The organism is Deltaproteobacteria bacterium (assembly GCA_016208165.1).
Taxonomy (GTDB): Bacteria; Desulfobacterota; Desulfarculia; order JACQYL01; family JACQYL01; genus JACQYL01.
In genome coordinates this window covers 1-17,588 of the sequence record JACQYL010000074.1, presented here as the reverse complement: position 1 = coordinate 17,588, position 17,588 = coordinate 1, and the positions used below count along the sequence as shown (strand labels likewise).

Here is a 17,588-nt window from a genome sequence, read left to right as displayed (position 1 = left end):
ACGAACTCTTCCGGAGAAACCACTTCTACCTTCATAATGGGCTCCAGAAGTATAGGTGCCGCTTTTCGTGAGCCTTCTTTCACAGCCATTGAGGCGGCGATATGAAACGCCCGGTCCGAAGAATCTACTTCGTGATAAGATCCATCCAGCAGCGTGACCTTGACATCTACCATGGGATAGCCGGCCAAGGGGCCTGTGCCCAAAGCCTCTTCTACTCCCTTTCGTACGGATGAGATGTATTCTTTGGGAATAACGCCGCCGACGATCTTCGATTCAAACTCAATCCCCGACCCCTTTTCGAGCGGCTGAAGTTTCAGGACCACATGCCCGTACTGCCCTCGACCGCCGCTCTGCCGAATGTAACGGCCTTCCTGGCTAATTTCTCTGGTCAGGGTTTCTCTATAGCTCACCTCGGGAGTCCCCACTTTCGCCCTTACATTAAATTCCCGGAAGATCCGATCCACCAGGATCTCGAGATGGAGTTCTCCCATGCCAGCGATAATCGTTTCAGCCGTCTCCTCGTTAAATCCTACATGAAAGGAGGGGTCTTCGGCGGCCAGCTTTCTCAATGCCTCGAGGAGCTTCTTTCCATCATCTTTGGACTCGGGAGCTATGGAAATCGATATGACAGGTTCCGGAACGTCCAATGATTCAAGCAGGATCGGGCTGGATTCGTCGCAAAGAGTGTCACCCGTTCCCGTGTTTCGCAGGCCTACCGCCGCGACGATATCGCCTGAAAAAACCTGTTTAATCTCTTCGCGCTTATCCGCATGCATCTTGAGCAGTCTGCCGACCTTTTCCCGCACATTCTTGCTGGAATTGAGCACCTGCGTCCCTGATCGCATATGGCCCGCGTAGACTCTCAAGAACGTAAGCTGTCCCACGTAGGGATCCGTCATGATTTTAAACGCCAGCGCGCAGAAAGGCGCCTCGTCCGAGGCCGTTCTGTTCTCGATCTCGCCTTGAGGATTTACGCCTGAGATGCCGCCTGTTTCCATTGGAGAAGGCAAGTAGTCCACTACGCCGTCCAGCAGCGGCTGAATCCCTTTATTCTTGAATGCGGACCCTATAAAGACGGGAACGGCCTTCAGATCCAATGTGGCTCTCCGCACAGCCGCTTTCAGCTCGGTTTCGCCCATCGGTTTTCCTTCAAGGTACGCTTCCATCACACTTTCATCCAGGTCCGCCAAGTGTTCAAACAGCTTTTCCCGCCTAAGCTCGTATTGGTCTTTCAATTCATCCGGTACCGGCTCTTCGCGAAAAACGGAACCCAGCGACGATCCGTCCCACACCAGAGCCTTCCCTCTGATCAAATCCACCATGCCTCGAAAATCCCGTTCCTCACCTATAGGAATCTGAAGCAACAGTGGACGAGCCTTCAGGCGCGTCTCCATCATTCCAAGGCACCGATCCAGGTCGGCGCCTGTTCGATCCATTTTGTTTATGAAGGCCACTCTTGGAATGCGATAACGGTCCGCTTGCCTCCATACCGTTTCGGACTGAGGCTCAACGCCTCCCACCGCGCAAAACACGCCGATTGCGCCATCCAATACCCTCAGGCTACGCTCGACCTCGATTGTTAAATCCACATGGCCCGGTGTATCGATGATGTTTATCCGGCAGTTTCGCCAGAAGCAGGGCGTTGCCGCCGAAGTGATCGTGATGCCCCGCTCTCGCTCCTGTTCCATCCAGTCCATGGTGGCCGAGCCTTCATGGACCTCTCCCATTTTGTACGAAACGCCCGTGTAATATAAAATGCGCTCAGTAGTGGTAGTCTTTCCCGCGTCAATATGGGCCATCAGCCCGATATTTCGGTTGTTGCGCAAAGAAACGGTACGTTCTGAAGCGGGCACCTTACGACCTTATTCGTTAGACAGTAAAGGGAGCCGCCGGATCTTTCCAGAAACTCCCCCAAAACAAATTACCACCGATAATGGGCGAATGCCTTATTGGCTTCGGCCATCTTGTGCGTATCTTCTTTCTTCTTTATCGAAGCGCCACGCTTGCCCGCCGCATCCATAAACTCTGCAGCCAGCTTGGACTCCATGGCCTTCTCCCCCCGTTTGAACGCAAATGAAATAATCCACCGGATGGCGAGGGCCGTTCTTCGTGCGCCTCTTATCTCCACAGGTACTTGATAGGTCGATCCGCCGACCCTGCGAGACTTGACTTCCAACGCGGGTCTGACGTTCTCCATGGCCTTTTCGAAGACCTTCAACGGATCTTCCTTCATCTTTTCCTGGATGCGTTTCAAAGCCCCATACATAATCCGCTCGGCGGTGCTCTTCTTTCCGTCGCGCATGAGACCGTTTACAAACTGCGAAATCAATCGACTGTTGTATTTCGGGTCCGGCAATATTTGTCTCTTGGGAACTTCTCTTCTCCTGGGCATCGAGAATTCTCCTGCTCCTACTTCGGCCGTTTTGCCCCATATTTGGAACGCCCCTGACGGCGGTCTTGCACGCCCAACGTGTCCAGGGTGCCACGGATGATGTGATAACGTACACCAGGGAGGTCCTTGACGCGCCCTCCACGGATGAGAACTACCGAGTGTTCCTGTAGGTTGTGTCCTTCACCCGGAATGTATGCAGTCACTTCCATCCCGTTGGTCAGCCGTACCCTCGCGACTTTGCGCAACGCCGAATTCGGTTTCTTCGGTGTCGCCGTGTAGACACGAAGACAGACGCCTCGTTTCTGGGGTGACCCCTTCAGCGCCGGCGTAGATGTCTTCTTCTTCACCTGTTCTCTGGCATTTCGAACCAATTGGTTGATCGTCGGCATTATGAAATTCCCTGTTCAAGTACTTCTAAAAGTAGCCTAATCTATGGATTCAACCGCGACCTGTTTCCAAGAGCATTCACTGTGGCTGGCGCAGCTGCTAAAAAGGGCTTTTTTACTACCCTTCGATTGCCATGTCAAGATAAATCATCTCGGACGTTTCTAACAAGACGCCTAGGGGGCAATCATTTTTCGATACCGATCCAACCCGGTGCCCGCTGGAATCAGGCGACCCATAATCACATTTTCCTTCAATCCCTTGAGATAATCAACCTTTCCGGAAATACTCGCATCCGTCAACACTCGGGTGGTCTCTTGAAAGGAAGCCGCCGATATGAAACTCTCCGTGCTCAAAGACGCTTTCGTGATTCCAACGAGCATGGGTTCTCCAGCCGCAGCTCTGCCGCCCCCACTCAACACGCGGTCGTTCTCCGCCTGGAATCGAGGTCGCTCCACCTGTTCTCCGATAAGAAATCCCGTGTCTCCCGGATCTTTAATCCGAACTCTTCTCAGCATCTGCCGGACAATGACCTCAATGTGCTTGTCATTGATCCGCACGCCCTGGAGGCGGTACACCTGCTGAACTTCGTTCACCAGATACTTCGCCAGCTCTTTAATCCCAAGGACGCTCAGAATGTCGTGGGGATTGGCCGATCCATCCATCAGCGGCTCACCGGCGCGCACGTAATCCCCTTCGTGCACGCTGATATGCTTGCCTTTGGGAACCAAGTATTCTTTGATCTCACCCACTTCCGGCTTGATGATCACCTTTCGCTTGCCTTTGGTCTGCTTGCCGAAGATCACCGTGCCGTCGATCTCGCTGATGATGGCGTGTTCTTTCGGCTTCCGGACCTCGAACAATTCGGCCACCCTCGGCAGACCGCCCGTAATGTCCTTGGTTTTGGTGGTCTCGCGGGGTATTTTCGCCACTACGTCTCCCGCGGACACGTCATCGCCTTCGTTTACCGTAATGATCGCGCCTACGGGAAGCGAGTACCTGGCCATAGAACCGGAAGTACCCACCTTCAAAGTCCTGCCGGCTTCATCCTTGATCGAGACCCTGGGACGCATATCGGTGTGTTTGAACTCCAAAATCACCTTACTGGCCTTGCCCGTAACCTCGTCCACTTTCTCTTTCATGGTCTTGCCCAACGCCACGTCCCCGAACTTGACCCGGCCCGGCATAGCGGTGATAATGGGCGTGGTAAACGGGTCCCATTCAGCCAGCAGTTGACCCGGGTTCACTTTCTGGCCGTCTTCGACGCGTAACGCGGCGCCGTATATCACCGGGTGTTTCTCTCTTTCGTGGCCCTTCTCGCTTAGAACAGTCAACGCTCCATTCCGATTCATCACCACGCGCACACCATCTTTGTTCTTGACGGTGGTCACGTCCACGAACCGAATCACTCCTTCGTTTCGCGCGGCGATGCTCGTTGTTTCGATACGTCGGCTGGCCGTACCACCTATATGGAACGTCCGCATCGTCAACTGCGTACCGGGCTCTCCAATGGATTGCGCTGCAATAATGCCGATCGCTTCTCCGATCTCGACCCGCTTACCGTGGGCCAGGTCCCGTCCATAGCAGTTGGCGCAGACCCCTCGAACCGACTCACAGGTCAATACGCTTCTGATCCGAACTCGTTCGATGCCGGCGTCATCGATCTTGTCTACCACCGTCTCGTCGATCTCCCGGTTTCTCTCGACCACGACTTCGCCGGTAAATGGATCCCTGACCGTTTCCGCGGCGAGGCGACCGATGACTCGCTCTCCCAGCGGCTCGATGACCTCACCGGCCTCGCGCAACGCCTCGACATCGATTCCGCCCATGGTCCCGCAGTCCTTCTCCCAGACAATCGTATCCTGGGCCACGTCCACCAGACGGCGGGTGAGGTATCCCGAGTTCGCCGTTTTCAGAGCCGTGTCCGCCAATCCTTTTCGGGCGCCGTGCGTGGAAATGAAGTACTGAAGCACGGTGAGGCCTTCCCTGAAATTGGCCGTAATGGGAGTTTCGATGATCTCTCCGGAAGGCTTGGCCATGAGGCCTCGCATACCTGCGAGCTGGCGCATCTGATCCTTGCTGCCGCGGCTCCCGGAGTCCGCCATCATGAAAATGGGATTGAAACTGCTGATCGTCTCCTTGTTTCCATTTTCATCCGTGACGGTATCCGTGGAGATTTCGGACATCATCTCTCTAGCCACCTGGTCGGTGGCTTTGGCCCAAACGTCCACTACCTTGTTGTATTTCTCTCCGCCGGTGATGACGCCGTCGATATACTGGGACTCGATGGTTTTCACCTCCTGAGCGGCATGATCGATAATCATCTGTTTGTGCCTCGGAATCACCATATCTTTAATGGATATGGAGACGCCGGACTTGGTGGCGTAGCTGTACCCAAGGTCCTTCAAACGGTCCGACAGGATGACGGTATCCTTGATGCCGCGGTTGCGATAGCAGAGTCCCACAAGATTCCGGAGTTCTTTCTTCGTCATTACCTTGTTCACAGCCTCAAATGGAATTCCATCCGGCACGATCTCAAAGAGAAGCACTCTTCCCACGGTGGTGTCCACCAGGCTTCCGTCCATGCGTACCTTGATGACCGCGTGCAGTTCGGCTTCCCCGGCATCGTGGGCAATGCGAACCTCCTTGGGCGAACTGAAGACCTTTCCTTCGCCCCTGGCAAATGCCTTTTCCCGGGTCATGTAGTAGATCCCAAGGACAATGTCCTGGGAGGGCACAATATTCGGTTCTCCGTTGGCAGGACTGAGGATGTTATTGGTAGACATCATCAGCACCCGGGCTTCGATCTGGGCCTCGATACTCAACGGAACATGGACGGCCATCTGATCCCCGTCAAAGTCCGCGTTGTACGCCGTGCACACCAGAGGGTGAAGCTGAATGGCCTTGCCTTCGATGAGAACGGGTTCGAACGCCTGGATCCCGAGACGGTGCAGCGTGGGAGCACGATTCAGCAGGACCGGGTATTCGCGTACCACATCGTCCAGCGTGTCCCAGACCTCGGGAGTTTCACGTTCCACCATCTTCTTGGCGCTTTTGATCGTTGTGACGAGTCCCTTGCGTTCCAGCCGATTGTATATAAACGGTTTGAACAGCTCGAGCGCCATTTTTTTGGGCAGCCCGCACTGATGCAACCTCAGATCCGGTCCAACCACGATTACCGACCGGCCCGAATAGTCCACCCGCTTTCCGAGCAGGTTCTGACGAAACCGGCCTTGCTTTCCCTTGAGCATGTCACTCAAGGATTTCAGCGGACGTTTGTTAGGACCGGTTATGGTCTTTCCCCGGCGACCGTTGTCGAACAGCACGTCCACCGCCTCTTGAAGCATGCGTTTCTCGTTCCGGATAATAATGTCGGGCGCGCTCAATTCCTGTAATCGTTTCAGGCGGTTGTTCCGATTGATGACTCTTCGGTACAAATCATTCAGGTCCGAGGTGGCAAAACGACCCCCCTCAAGAGGAACCAGAGGCCTCAGATCCGGAGGCAACACCGGAATTACGTCCAGAATCATCCATTCGGGCTTATTGCCGGAATCCTTGAAAGCCTCGACCACCCGAAGGCGTTTGGCCAGTTTTTTGCGCTTGGTCTCGGAACCGGTCTTTAGCATCTCCTCCCGGAGCAGCTCCGACTCCTCCTCCAAATTCAAGGACCTCAGGATTTGGCGGATGGCCTCGGCGCCGATGCCCGCTTCAAACGAGTCCGGGCCGTATTCTTCCCGGGCGCTGCGGTACTTCTCTTCTGTGAGTAAGGCCCTCTTTTCCAAGGGGGTGTCACCGGGGTCCAGGATGATGTAGGATTCGAAATAAAGCACCTTTTCCAGGTCCTTCAGCGTCATGTCCAACAGCACGCCCACCTTGCTCGGCAGGCTTTTCATAAACCAGATGTGAGCCACGGGCGTCGCCAGGGCAATGTGCCCCATGCGCTCCCGCCTCACTTTGGACTGAATGACTTCAACACCGCATTTCTCGCATACTACGCCGCGATGTTTCATTCGTTTATATTTTCCGCAGTTGCATTCGTAATCCTTGGTCGGGCCAAAGATCTTCGCGCAGAACAACCCTTCCCGTTCCGGCTTGAACGTTCGGTAATTGATCGTCTCGGGCTTCTTGACCTCACCGTACGACCACTCGAGAATCTTCTCCGGCGAAGCTAACGCGATGCGAATGGCACTATAATTTAAAGGGTCTTTGGGCTTTGCAAAGAAGCTGTACACGTCTTCCATAGTGAACTCCCTGTTCTAGGCTTCCGGTCCTTCGAGAAGTTCCACGTCCAGGCAAAGACTTTTCAATTCCTTCACCAATACGTTAAACGACTCGGGAAGACCTGCCTCAAGAACGTTGTCTCCCTTTACAATCTTTTCATACATGCGGGTTCGTCCGGCCACATCGTCGGATTTGACGGTCAGGAATTCCTGCAGACTATAGGCCGCTCCGTAAGCTTCCATTGCCCAGACTTCCATTTCTCCCAGTCGTTGTCCTCCGAACTGAGCCTTTCCGCCAAGAGGCTGCTGGGTCACCAGCGAGTACGGGCCGATGGAACGGGCGTGAATCTTGTCATCCACCAAGTGATGGAGTTTCATGATATACATAATTCCGACCGTTACTTCCTGATCGAATTCCTCGCCCGTGCGGCCGTCGCGGAGTTTGCACTGCCCGCTCAACGGCAAATCGGCTTCCTTGAGGCAGGCGCGTATCTCGTCTTCCTCCGCTCGATCGAATACAGGTGAAGCCATATAGACGCCCTTTTTCGTCCGCCTGGCAAGGTCTACTACTTCCTCATCGCTCAACTCGGCGAAGAATTTCTTATATTCGTCGTCTGAAAAGATGCGACGCAGTTTCTGCCGAACAACCTCGGCTGCATTGACTTTCTCCACGAGGTCCCTGATCTGCTCCGCCAGTTTCCGGGTGCACCATCCCAGGTGCGTCTCCAGCACTTGTCCGACATTCATTCGAGAGGGAACGCCAAGGGGGTTCAACACAATATCGACAGGGGTTCCGTCTTCGAAGAACGGCATATCCTCCATCGGCAGAATACGCGAGACAACGCCTTTATTGCCGTGCCTTCCCGCCATTTTGTCGCCGACGGAGAGCTTCCTTTTGATGGCCACGTAGACCTTGATCATTTTGATGACACCCGGAGGAAGCTCGTCTCCCCTTTTCAGCTTGCCGATTCTTTCCTCGAAGAGCATTCGCACCAGTGCGGTCTGCTCCGAGTGTAGATCCAGAAGCTGTTCGATTTTGGGTCGAGCCTTATCACCATCCTTGAATCGTACGGTTTTCCAGAGTTGTACCGGAACCTGTTCGAACAGATCGCGGGTGACCTTTTGCTTGCTCCCCAATATCTGGCGTCCTTTCAAGTCCACCAGTTCGGACTGCAGCTCTTTGTCGACCACCAGGGGCGCCAACCGATCCAAAATGTTTTTCTTTATGACTTCGATTTCGTCCTGCTGATCCTTGTGCAACCGCTCCACTTCCCGATCTTCAATGAACTTGGCGCGGCCGTCCTTCTCGACGCCGCGGCGGGAAAAAATCCGAGCATCGATAACGATGCCTTCCACTCCGGGAGGAACTCTCAGAGACGTGTCTTTTACGTCACCGGCCTTTTCGCCGAAAATGGCCCGGAGCAGCTTCTCTTCAGGGGACAACATGGTTTCGCCCTTGGGAGTCACTTTGCCTACGAGGATGTCGCCCGGATTGACCTCCGCCCCGATACGGATGATGCCGCTCTCATCCAGGTTCCTGAGAGCTTCTTCACCCACATTGGGGATATCGCGCGTGATCTCTTCCTCCCCCAATTTGGTGTCTCTGGCCAGGACCTCGAACTCCTCGATGTGAATGGACGTATAGATATCATCCATGACCAGACGTTCGCTCACGAGAATGGAATCCTCGAAATTATAGCCGCCCCAGCTCATAAAAGCCGCCATTACGTTGCGGCCCAGCGCCAATTCTCCTCCGGCGGTGGACGGACCGTCGGCTATGATCTGGCCCGGCCGGACAATATCGCCTTTCCCCACGATGGGTTTTTGATTGATACACGTATTCTGGTTCGATCGTTGATACTTGGTCAGCTTGAAAATCTCTACTTTGGTGTCCAGTTCTCCCTCGGCGGGGGGCGCCGCACTGCCGTCCTCGTAGCGAAGCACGATGCGCGTCGCATCCACATCTTCAACAAAACCGTTGCGCCGGGCAGTGATCGTGACGCCGGAGTCTTTCGCAACGACGTTTTCCATCCCCGTGCCCACGAAAGGAGCCTCGCATTGGAGAAGCGGAACCGCCTGCCTTTGCATATTGGAGCCCATGAGAGCCCTGTTGGCGTCGTCGTTTTCCAGGAACGGTATCAGAGAAGCCGCCACGCTGACCAACTGGTTGGGAGAAACGTCCATATACCGGACCCGATCCGGCGGCACCATGGTGAATTCACCACCCACCCGACAGGAAACCAGGTCGCGCACAAAACGACCGTCTTCAGCGAGGGGCGCGTTGGCCTGCGCGATAGGGTATTCTTTTTCCTCGAGCGCGGTAAGGAAGTCCACTTTCGCGGTGACACGACCCTTCTCGACCACCCGATAGGGAGTCTCTATGAATCCAAACTCGTTGACGCGGGCATACGTGGAAAGGGAGACAATCAGTCCGATGTTCGGGCCTTCCGGCGTTTCAATGGGACAAATTCGACCGTAATGGGTTGGATGCACGTCTCGAACTTCGAAACCGGCCCTTTCACGTGTCAGTCCCCCGGGACCCAGGGCGCTGAGTCGCCGTTTGTGCGTGACTTCGCTCAGTGGATTGGTCTGGTCCATGAACTGGGAAAGCTGACTGGTCCCAAAAAACTCTTTTACAACGGCGGAAACCGGCTTGGGGTTCACAAGGTCGTGCGGCATCAAGGTCTCGATCTCCTGAAGACTCATTCGTTCCTTGATGGCCCTCTCCATGCGGACCAATCCGATGCGATACTGGTTCTCGAGCAACTCGCCCACGCCCCTCACCCGACGATTTCCCAGATGATCGATGTCGTCCGGCTGTCCTTCCTTCTCCTTCAGCTCGATGAGATGTTTCACGGCGAGAATGATGTCTTCGGGCCTTAACGTACGCTGAGACATCGGTATGTCTTCCGTGTCCAGTTTCAGATTCAGCTTCATCCGGCCGACCGGCGACAGGTCATAGTGCTCGGAATCGGAAAACAGGTTGTCGAAAAAACGGCTCGCGAACCTCGTGGCGATTTCCTGGGTCGGAGGGTTGCTGGGACGCAATTTTCGATATATCTCGATGAGCGCTTCTTCCCGGTCCCTGACCTTGTCCAAGACCAAAGTATCTCGCAGCGAAGTGGACTGCTCTGGCCTTCGTATCACCAGTAGTTGAAGTCGTCTGATGCCGCCTTTTATAAGTTCTTCAAGCAGGTCCTGAGTCAACTCGTCATTGGACTCCGCCAATACCTCGCCCGTTTCCATGTCAACGGCGTCGGCCCCCAGATAGCGCCCGAACACCTCTTCATACTTCGACTCCACACGCTCTATTCCAGCCGACCGAAGCCTGGCCAGTCCCGCTTTGGTGAAGCGCCGGTCCCTTTGAAGCAGGACTTCACCGGACTGCGGATCCCCGATATCCTCTACCGCCTTTTCACCCAACAGCGTGTCATCGCTGACCGGACGCCACAGTTTCCCGTCATCGATCTCAATTGTTTCCAAGGTGTAAAACGTCTCCAGAAGCTTTTGCTTGTCGTAGCCCAAAGCTTTCAGGAAAAGGGTCACCGGAAATTTTCTGCGCCGGTCGATTCGCACGTGCAAAATATCTTTAGCATCGAATTCGAGGTCGATCCACGAGCCTCGCAACGGAATGATTCGGGCTGAATAGAGCAGCTTCCCACTCGAATGGGTCTTCCCTCGGTCGTGATCGAAGAAAATGCCGGGACTTCGATGCAATTGACTGACCACCACTCTTTCCGTTCCATTGACGATGAAGGTGCCGTTTCGGGTCATGAGGGGAATGGTGCCGAAATAGATCTCCTGTTCCTTGATGTCCCGGATGCTGTGAGCCCCCGTCTCTTTATCCACGTCGTACACGGTCAGGCGTACCGTCAACTTGAGAGGAGCCTCGTAGGTCATGCCCCTGGTAATACACTCCTTCTTGTCGTATTTCACATCTCCAAACTGGTACTTGACGAAATCCAGAGAGGACGTATCACTGAAATCGCGAATCGGAAATACACTCTTGAAAGCTCCCTGCAATCCGATATCCTGACGTTCTTCAGGCGGGACATCTTTTTGAAGGAACCGCTCATACGAATCCCTCTGCATGTCAATTAAGTTTGGAATGTCGATAACCTTACTGATTTTACCGAAACTTTTCCGGACCAAACGGCCATCAAGCAACATATATCGGTATCCTTTTCTAAGTGTTGGATATATATGTGTTTGTCCGATATGAAGGTCTCTTGTCCCTTTTGGAGACAAGAGACTTTACGCGCTAGACTCGATACGCCAGCCTGTGCGGAAGAGAGAAAAGGAAGATCTGATCGTCTGGACGTTCCTCATGATCATGAATTCCCGGCATTTGAGGTCTCGCAGAAACGATCGAGAAGACCCATTGAGAAAAACCTCACGACACTGCTGTCGATGATTCCTGCCCAGCCCGGATTCCACTGACGAAAAAGGGCACGCCGTTAATCGGATTGCGTAGTCGATCCTATGATATATGAGGGTGCAACAAGCTGTTCCGACCCCGCTTTCAGGGACGAGTTACATGTGTTTACTTGATCTCTGCCTGAGCACCAGCTTCTTCCAGCTGTTTCTTGATGTCCTCTGCTTCTTCCTTGACCACTCCTTCTTTTACCGCTTGCGGCGCCTTTTCAACCAGATCTTTGGCTTCCTTGAGTCCCAACCCGGTGATCGCGCGAACGACTTTGATGACTTGGATTTTCTTCTCGCCGATAACGGTCAGAACGACATCAAACTCAGTCTTTTCTTCTTCAGCGGCAGCGGCTCCTTCTCCACCCGGAGCTGCGGCCATCATAGCCACGGGAGCTGCTGCGGTAACTCCGAACTTGTTCTCCAACTCCTTGATCATTTCCGAGAGTTCGAGAACACTCATATTGGAAATGAAATCGATCACGTCCTGCTTGCTTATATTGGCTGCCATGGTCATATCCTCCTTGGTTTATTACATATCCGGCACCAACCGCGATGTGTGTCTATTCACAACTGCTTTCGCCGCCAGGTTTACTGCGCGCTCTCTTTCTGGTCACGAATAGCGGTCAACGTGCCCATGAATGTCTGTAGAACGTTGGCGAGTAGACGTACAAAACCGCCCGGAACACCGTTCATGGCGGACAGCAGCTTGGAGAGCAGCACTTCCCGACTGGGAAGTTTGGCCAGGTCTCCGATTTCCTGCTGCGTGAGCACCTTACCTTCAAGCAGACCCGCCTTGATCTGCAGGCGCTGGTACTTCTTGGTGAATTCGGCCATCACCTTGGCAGGAGCCACCACGTCATCATAACTCAAGACGAGGGCTGACGGCCCTTTGAGAAAAGGATTCAATTTCTCAATGTTGGTCTCTTTACTCGCCAGCCTCGCCAAGGTGTTCTTGACGACACGGAATTCTATACCTGCATCCCTGAGGCTGTTGCGGATTTGAGTGATCGACTCGACGTTCAATCCTTTGTAATCCGCCAATATGGCCATTCGAGTGCGGGCGAGAACATCCCGCATCTCCGCTACGACCTCTTCTTTTTTTTCACGTTTCAATGGTCCAAACCTCCTGTCCAGCCGGGCGCCTACGCTTTTGTGAGTACGCGTATGTCGTTGGGATCGATTTTGATGCCGGGACCCATGGTGGTCGATATGGCGACGCTTTTCAAGTAAGTGCCCTTACTGCTCGAAGGTTTCGCTCTCATAATCACGTCAAGAAAGGATGCAAGATTTTCTCGCAGCTTCTCGGATCCAAACGAGGTCTTTCCCATCGGCGCATGAACCACCCCTGTCCGATCCACCCGGAATTCAATCTTTCCAGCCTTGAGTTCCTTCACGGCGCGTCCCACATCAAAAGTCACCGTTCCGACTTTTGCGTTGGGCATCAAACCCCTCGGGCCCAGTATACGACCCAATTTACCCACAGCGCCCATCATGTCGGGAGTAGCCACGGCCTTGTCGAATTCGAGCCATCCCTCCTTGATCTTCTCGACCAGCTCATCCGAGCCTACATAGTCGGCGCCCGCGTCCTGGGCCTCTTTTTCTTTTTCACCTTTAGCAAAGACCAGTACTCGCGCCATCTTTCCCGTGCCGTGAGGAAGCACCACCGTGCCTCGGACCATCTGATCCGCATGACGGGGATCGACGCCCAGGCGCACGGCTATATCCACGGACTCGTCAAACCGGGCGTATCGAGTCATCAGAGCGAGTTCCAGTCCCTCTTCGAACGTATACTTCTTGGTTCTGTCTACCTTTTCCCTGGCTGATTGAAATTTCTTTCCTGTTTTTGGCATAGCCTCAACTCCGAAGACTTATCTTTAACCGACCTCAATGCCCATACTTCTGGCGGTGCCCTTGACGATTCTGACGGCTCCCTCGAGGTTTACAGCGTTTAGGTCCGGCATCTTCTGTTTGGCGATTTCTTCCACCTGAGCGATTGTAACTTTCCCCACCCTTTCCCGATTGGGCTCCGGGGACCCCTTAGCCACGCCCGCCGCCTGCTTCAGCAGTATGCTCACCGGGGGCGTCTTGGTTATGAAGGTAAACGATCGATCGGCGTACACCGTAATGACCACCGGTGTGATGACGCCCTCCTGATTTTTGGTTCGGGCGTTGAACGCCTTACAGAAGTCCATTATGTTGACCCCATGCTGACCCAACGCCGGGCCGATGGGCGGCGATGGGTTTGCCTGACCGCCGGGTACCTGGAGCTTGATGTTTGCAATCACTTTTTTAGCCATATGCGTTTACTCCTTGCTATATCACCGCGCGGTTCGACATCCGTCTCGATTTTCCATTTGTGTTAAGCTCGTCTATCGCCGCACTACTTCGCCCTCATAAGGCGAATGCTCCCGATCCGCTTTATCAGCCTCTCGAAAGTCTGGTCAGATCTTGGTCACTTGGATAAATTCCAGTTCAACGGGCGTAGCCCTTCCGAAAATACTAATGAGCACACGAAGCTTTGCTTTATCCGCCTTTACCTCCTCGACAATGCCCGTAAAATTCGAGAAAGGACCGTCAATGACACGGACCTCGTCACCTTCCGCGAACGCATATTTGGGCTTTGGCTGAACGGTGCCCTTCTCCATTTGCGACAAAATGGCGAGGGCTTCCGCTTCCGGGATCGCAATAGGAAGACTTCCGTCCCCAATAAAACCGGACACTTTAGGAGTATCTTTTACGAGGTGCCAAGAATCTTCGTTCATCACCATCCGAATCAGGACGTAACCGGGATAAAACTTCCTGGAAGAGGTCTTGCGTTCCCCTTTCACGAGCTCGACTACCTGCTCGGTCGGTACGAGAACACGGTCGAAATACTCCTCCATATGAAACATCCGAATCCGTTCCTCCAAGGCCACCTTCACCTTGTTCTCATATCCCGAATAGGTATGAATGATGTACCAATTCATTTCCATACACTGCTTCTAGCGCATAAGGCTGGTCAGTGCCGAGGTCAAACCCGCATCCACAATACCCAGATAAATGGATAGAATGGCCACTAATACAAGGACGACAGCCGTAGTTCCGGCCGCTTCCTTTCGTGAAGGCCACGTCACCTTTTTCAGCTCGATCTTGACCTCTCGTAAAAAGTGCCTGGCTTTGTCGATGAAATTGGGCTTTGCGGGCCCTGGCTTCGCCCGCTTGGCGGATGCCTTAACCTGGCCTTTCTCCTTTTTGTTGTTCGCGCCGTTTTGGTCCGACACTTCGCCGCCGCTTGTCCGTGCTGCAACGGAGTTGGCTTCAGAAGGCTTCCGCACGCTTTTTGTGGAGCTTTTTTCGTTGTTGTTCTTAGGCTTGGCCATGGATCACGGTCTCATTCTGATTCGGCAAATGTGCAAAAGTGGCAGGCCAGGAGGGATTCGAACCCCCATCACCCGGATTTGGAGTCCGGTGCTCTAGCCGTTAGAGCTACTGGCCTGCTGCGTCTACTCCACCACTCTTTCGACAGCTCTACTTCGTTTCTTTATGAACCGTATGAATTCGACAGAACCGGCAAAACTTTTTGAATTCCAGTTTGTCCGGCGTGCGTCTCTTGTTTCTTGTGGTCGTGTAGTTGCGTTGCTTGCATTCCGTACACGCCAACGTAACGATATCTCTCATTCACCTCTACTCAATAATGTCGCTGATGACGCCGGCGCCGACCGTCCGGCCGCCTTCGCGGATCGCAAAACGAAGCTCTTTCTCCATGGCGATGGGCATGATCAGGTTCACTTCGACGCTCACGTTGTCTCCCGGCATCACCATCTCCACTCCCTCGGGCAACGTCACTACTCCAGTCACGTCCGTCGTCCGAAAGTAAAACTGCGGCCGGTATCCGTTGCAAAACGGCGTGTGGCGACCACCTTCTTCCTTCGCCAATACGTACACCTCCGCCTTGAACTTCGTGTGCGGCGTGATCGACCCCGGCAACGCCACTACCTGGCCCCGCTCCACCTCGTCCCGCTTCGTCCCGCGCAACAACACCCCTATGTTGTCCCCCGCGCGACCCTCGTCCAAGATCTTACGGAACATCTCCACTCCGGTGACCACCGTCTTCTGCGTGGGCCGTATCCCTATGATCTCCACCTCGTCGCCCACTCTCACGATCCCTCGCTCCACTCGACCCGTCACCACCGTTCCACGTCCCGATATACTGAATACGTCCTCGATCGGCATCAAAAACGGCTTGTCCACATCCCGAACCGGCTCCGGTATGTACTCGTCCACCGCATCCATCAATTCAAAAATCGCCTTCGCATCCTCGCTGTTCGGATCGTCGCTCTGCAACGCCTTCAATGCACTTCCCCGTACGATCGGTATGTCGTCCCCGGGAAACTCGTACTTGGACAATAACTCCCGAAGCTCCAACTCCACCAGCTCGATCAGCTCCTCGTCGTCCACCATGTCCACTTTGTTCAAAAACACCACGATCGCCGGCACTCCCACCTGACGCGCCAACAATATGTGCTCCCGCGTCTGCGGCATCGGTCCGTCGTCCGCTCCCACCACCAATATCGCTCCGTCCATCTGCGCCGCACCCGTGATCATATTCTTGATATAATCCGCATGACCCGGACAATCCACGTGCGCGTAATGACGCTTCAAGGTCTGATACTCCACATGCGCCGTCGCTATCGTGATCCCTCGCTCCCGCTCCTCCGGCGCCTTGTCGATGTCCTCGAACGCCACATACTCCGCCCATCCCTTCTTTGCCAAATGCTTCGTGATTGCAGATGTCAACGTCGTCTTACCATGATCTATATGTCCTATCGTCCCCACGTTGACATGAGGCTTCGTCCGCTCGAATTTCTGCTTGGCCACGATAATTCCTCCTTCAGCAATCGAAAAAGGTAAATGGAGCCCACGACCGGGGTCGAACCGGTGAAACCTCTTCCTTACCAAGGAAGTGCTCTACCTACTGAGCTACGTGGGCTATGCAATGGAGCGGGAAACGGGATTCGAACCCGCGACCCTCAGCTTGGAAGGCTGACGCTCTAGCCAACTGAGCTATTCCCGCTTGGACGCTTAGCTGAGGCTTTTTTCTTGAGTTGTAGTGACTAACGATCCGCGATCTCCTACAATACCCTCAAAAACTACGTGGTGGAGAGGGGAGGATTCGAACCTCCGAAGGCTTAGCCGACAGATTTACAGTCTGTTCCCTTTGGCCGCTCGGGAACCTCTCCACTAAGGAATGACTTAAGGACAGGCAACAATCCGTATTTCCCGGTGTCTTAACTCATCTGGAATTTCTTGGAGCTGGCGATGGGACTCGAACCCGCAACCGGCTGATTACAAATCAGCTGCTCTACCAATTGAGCTACGCCAGCGGACGACCTGGGCGTTTTCGGACCGGCCCTCTACATATCCAGCCGAGCCCCGGCGCAGCGTTACAAGATAGAAGAGGTTCTATACCAGATTTTTTTTGACCGTGTCAAGAAAAAAAGTGGGGCGTTCCGGAGGACCTCCGGACGTTCACCAACGTCGCCTCTCACGGCCGAATTCCGAAACGATCCGTTTTTTATGGCCGGACGCCGGGGCCGGATGGGCGCTGAGGATTGTGACACCTATACTACTATTAGAGGAATAGTTCAAGCAAAACGGCGACTCAGGCAATGCCCGGTGACCATAAAGCAGCCGATCCTCCGGAAATCGGGACCGTCTATTTTCATGATTAGCGGATGATGCCTTTCTTCTTATTCAACGCGGACAGCGTTGCAGGTTTGGCAAGCATGGTGAATCTATCGGTCGATTCGGACATAGGCCGGATATTGTGTTTGAGTTCGTTTTTGATATACTACCCAAATACACCCACCGGCTCCTCACTTCGACTTGGGCTGATCTCATTCCGGCGAGTCCGGCGTTCCGGCGGCATGTACCGGTCATTGAAAGTTGATGAGTTCGTAAAAACCTCTTAGTAAAGCTATCTAGTTGAAAATATAAGTAAAAGTGATATTTAGGGGTTGACTGTTCTTTTGGGCCTTGTATAATAAGTATCTGATTTGATTCACAATATGTTCCTCTGGGGGATTGTTTTGTTTCGGCCTAAGTGAACGCAAAAGACCATTTTCGACCACGATGTCTGCCTTCCTGCGGCCAGGGTCGAGGCGTTGGAGAAGACATGGGCCGGTCCT

The 17,588-nt window shown here is 53.9% G+C and carries 13 protein-coding genes and 5 tRNA genes; all 18 read right to left on the bottom strand.

Annotated elements, in window-relative coordinates; all coding sequences use genetic code 11:
• Positions 1 to 1,799, bottom strand: a 1,799-nt coding sequence (fusA, locus tag HY788_15500) for an elongation factor G (protein MBI4775548.1), incomplete at its 3' end; no start/stop codon positions are given.
• Between the two features lie 122 nt (positions 1,800 to 1,921).
• Positions 1,922 to 2,392 carry a 30S ribosomal protein S7 gene (gene rpsG / locus HY788_15495; protein MBI4775547.1) on the bottom strand — a complete coding sequence of 157 codons (471 nt, stop codon included), beginning with the start codon at positions 2,390 to 2,392 and terminating at the stop codon, positions 1,922 to 1,924.
• A gap of 17 nt (positions 2,393 to 2,409) precedes the next feature.
• On the bottom strand, positions 2,410 to 2,781 hold the full coding sequence (locus tag HY788_15490) for a 30S ribosomal protein S12 (protein ID MBI4775546.1): 372 nt from the start codon (positions 2,779 to 2,781) through the stop codon (positions 2,410 to 2,412).
• 171 nt (positions 2,782 to 2,952) lie between these two features.
• A complete protein-coding gene (rpoC, locus tag HY788_15485; protein MBI4775545.1) occupies positions 2,953 to 7,017 on the bottom strand; it encodes a DNA-directed RNA polymerase subunit beta' in 4,065 nt (1,354 codons plus the stop codon).
• A gap of 15 nt (positions 7,018 to 7,032) precedes the next feature.
• Positions 7,033 to 11,166 (bottom strand): DNA-directed RNA polymerase subunit beta, encoded by a 4,134-nt coding sequence (gene rpoB, locus HY788_15480; GenBank protein MBI4775544.1) that lies wholly within the window; start codon positions 11,164 to 11,166, stop codon positions 7,033 to 7,035.
• A gap of 373 nt (positions 11,167 to 11,539) precedes the next feature.
• A complete protein-coding gene (rplL, locus tag HY788_15475; protein MBI4775543.1) occupies positions 11,540 to 11,917 on the bottom strand; it encodes a 50S ribosomal protein L7/L12 in 378 nt (125 codons plus the stop codon).
• 92 nt (positions 11,918 to 12,009) lie between these two features.
• Positions 12,010 to 12,534: a 50S ribosomal protein L10 gene (locus HY788_15470; protein MBI4775542.1), complete on the bottom strand. Its 525-nt coding sequence runs from the start codon at positions 12,532 to 12,534 to the stop codon at positions 12,010 to 12,012.
• A gap of 29 nt (positions 12,535 to 12,563) precedes the next feature.
• On the bottom strand, positions 12,564 to 13,271 hold the full coding sequence (locus HY788_15465; GenBank protein ID MBI4775541.1) for a 50S ribosomal protein L1: 708 nt from the start codon (positions 13,269 to 13,271) through the stop codon (positions 12,564 to 12,566).
• A gap of 24 nt (positions 13,272 to 13,295) precedes the next feature.
• A complete protein-coding gene (rplK, locus tag HY788_15460) occupies positions 13,296 to 13,718 on the bottom strand; it encodes a 50S ribosomal protein L11 (GenBank protein MBI4775540.1) in 423 nt (140 codons plus the stop codon).
• Positions 13,719 to 13,862: 144 nt separating this feature from the next.
• Positions 13,863 to 14,393: a transcription termination/antitermination protein NusG gene (nusG, locus tag HY788_15455; protein MBI4775539.1), complete on the bottom strand. Its 531-nt coding sequence runs from the start codon at positions 14,391 to 14,393 to the stop codon at positions 13,863 to 13,865.
• Positions 14,394 to 14,402: 9 nt separating this feature from the next.
• Positions 14,403 to 14,780 (bottom strand): preprotein translocase subunit SecE, encoded by a 378-nt coding sequence (gene secE / locus HY788_15450; protein MBI4775538.1) that lies wholly within the window; start codon positions 14,778 to 14,780, stop codon positions 14,403 to 14,405.
• A 39-nt stretch (positions 14,781 to 14,819) separates the two neighbouring features.
• Positions 14,820 to 14,896: transfer RNA gene (locus tag HY788_15445), tRNA-Trp, on the bottom strand.
• 32 nt (positions 14,897 to 14,928) lie between these two features.
• Positions 14,929 to 15,078, bottom strand: coding sequence for a 50S ribosomal protein L33 (gene rpmG / locus HY788_15440; protein MBI4775537.1), 150 nt, complete (start codon positions 15,076 to 15,078; stop codon positions 14,929 to 14,931).
• Between the two features lie 6 nt (positions 15,079 to 15,084).
• A complete protein-coding gene (gene tuf / locus HY788_15435) occupies positions 15,085 to 16,278 on the bottom strand; it encodes an elongation factor Tu (protein ID MBI4775536.1) in 1,194 nt (397 codons plus the stop codon).
• 34 nt (positions 16,279 to 16,312) lie between these two features.
• Positions 16,313 to 16,390: transfer RNA gene (locus HY788_15430), tRNA-Thr, on the bottom strand.
• 7 nt (positions 16,391 to 16,397) lie between these two features.
• Positions 16,398 to 16,474 (bottom strand) — tRNA-Gly (locus HY788_15425).
• A gap of 81 nt (positions 16,475 to 16,555) precedes the next feature.
• A tRNA-Tyr gene (locus tag HY788_15420) sits at positions 16,556 to 16,640 on the bottom strand.
• A gap of 68 nt (positions 16,641 to 16,708) precedes the next feature.
• A tRNA-Thr gene (locus HY788_15415) sits at positions 16,709 to 16,784 on the bottom strand.
• Positions 16,785 to 17,588 lie beyond the last annotated feature (804 nt).

Bases quoted from the DNA above. Each gene is read 5' to 3' on its own strand.
- rpsG (MBI4775547.1), bottom strand. From the start codon at position 2,392: ATGCCCAGGAGAAGAGAAGTTCCCAAGAGACAAATATTGCCGGACCCG.
- HY788_15490 (MBI4775546.1), bottom strand. From the start codon at position 2,781: ATGCCGACGATCAACCAATTGGTTCGAAATGCCAGAGAACAGGTGAAG.
- rpoC (MBI4775545.1), bottom strand. From the start codon at position 7,017: ATGGAAGACGTGTACAGCTTCTTTGCAAAGCCCAAAGACCCTTTAAAT.
- rpoB (MBI4775544.1), bottom strand. From the start codon at position 11,166: ATGTTGCTTGATGGCCGTTTGGTCCGGAAAAGTTTCGGTAAAATCAGT.
- HY788_15465 (MBI4775541.1), bottom strand. From the start codon at position 13,271: ATGCCAAAAACAGGAAAGAAATTTCAATCAGCCAGGGAAAAGGTAGAC.
- rplK (MBI4775540.1), bottom strand. From the start codon at position 13,718: ATGGCTAAAAAAGTGATTGCAAACATCAAGCTCCAGGTACCCGGCGGT.
- nusG (MBI4775539.1), bottom strand. From the start codon at position 14,393: ATGGAAATGAATTGGTACATCATTCATACCTATTCGGGATATGAGAAC.
- secE (MBI4775538.1), bottom strand. From the start codon at position 14,780: ATGGCCAAGCCTAAGAACAACAACGAAAAAAGCTCCACAAAAAGCGTG.
- rpmG (MBI4775537.1), bottom strand. From the start codon at position 15,078: ATGAGAGATATCGTTACGTTGGCGTGTACGGAATGCAAGCAACGCAAC.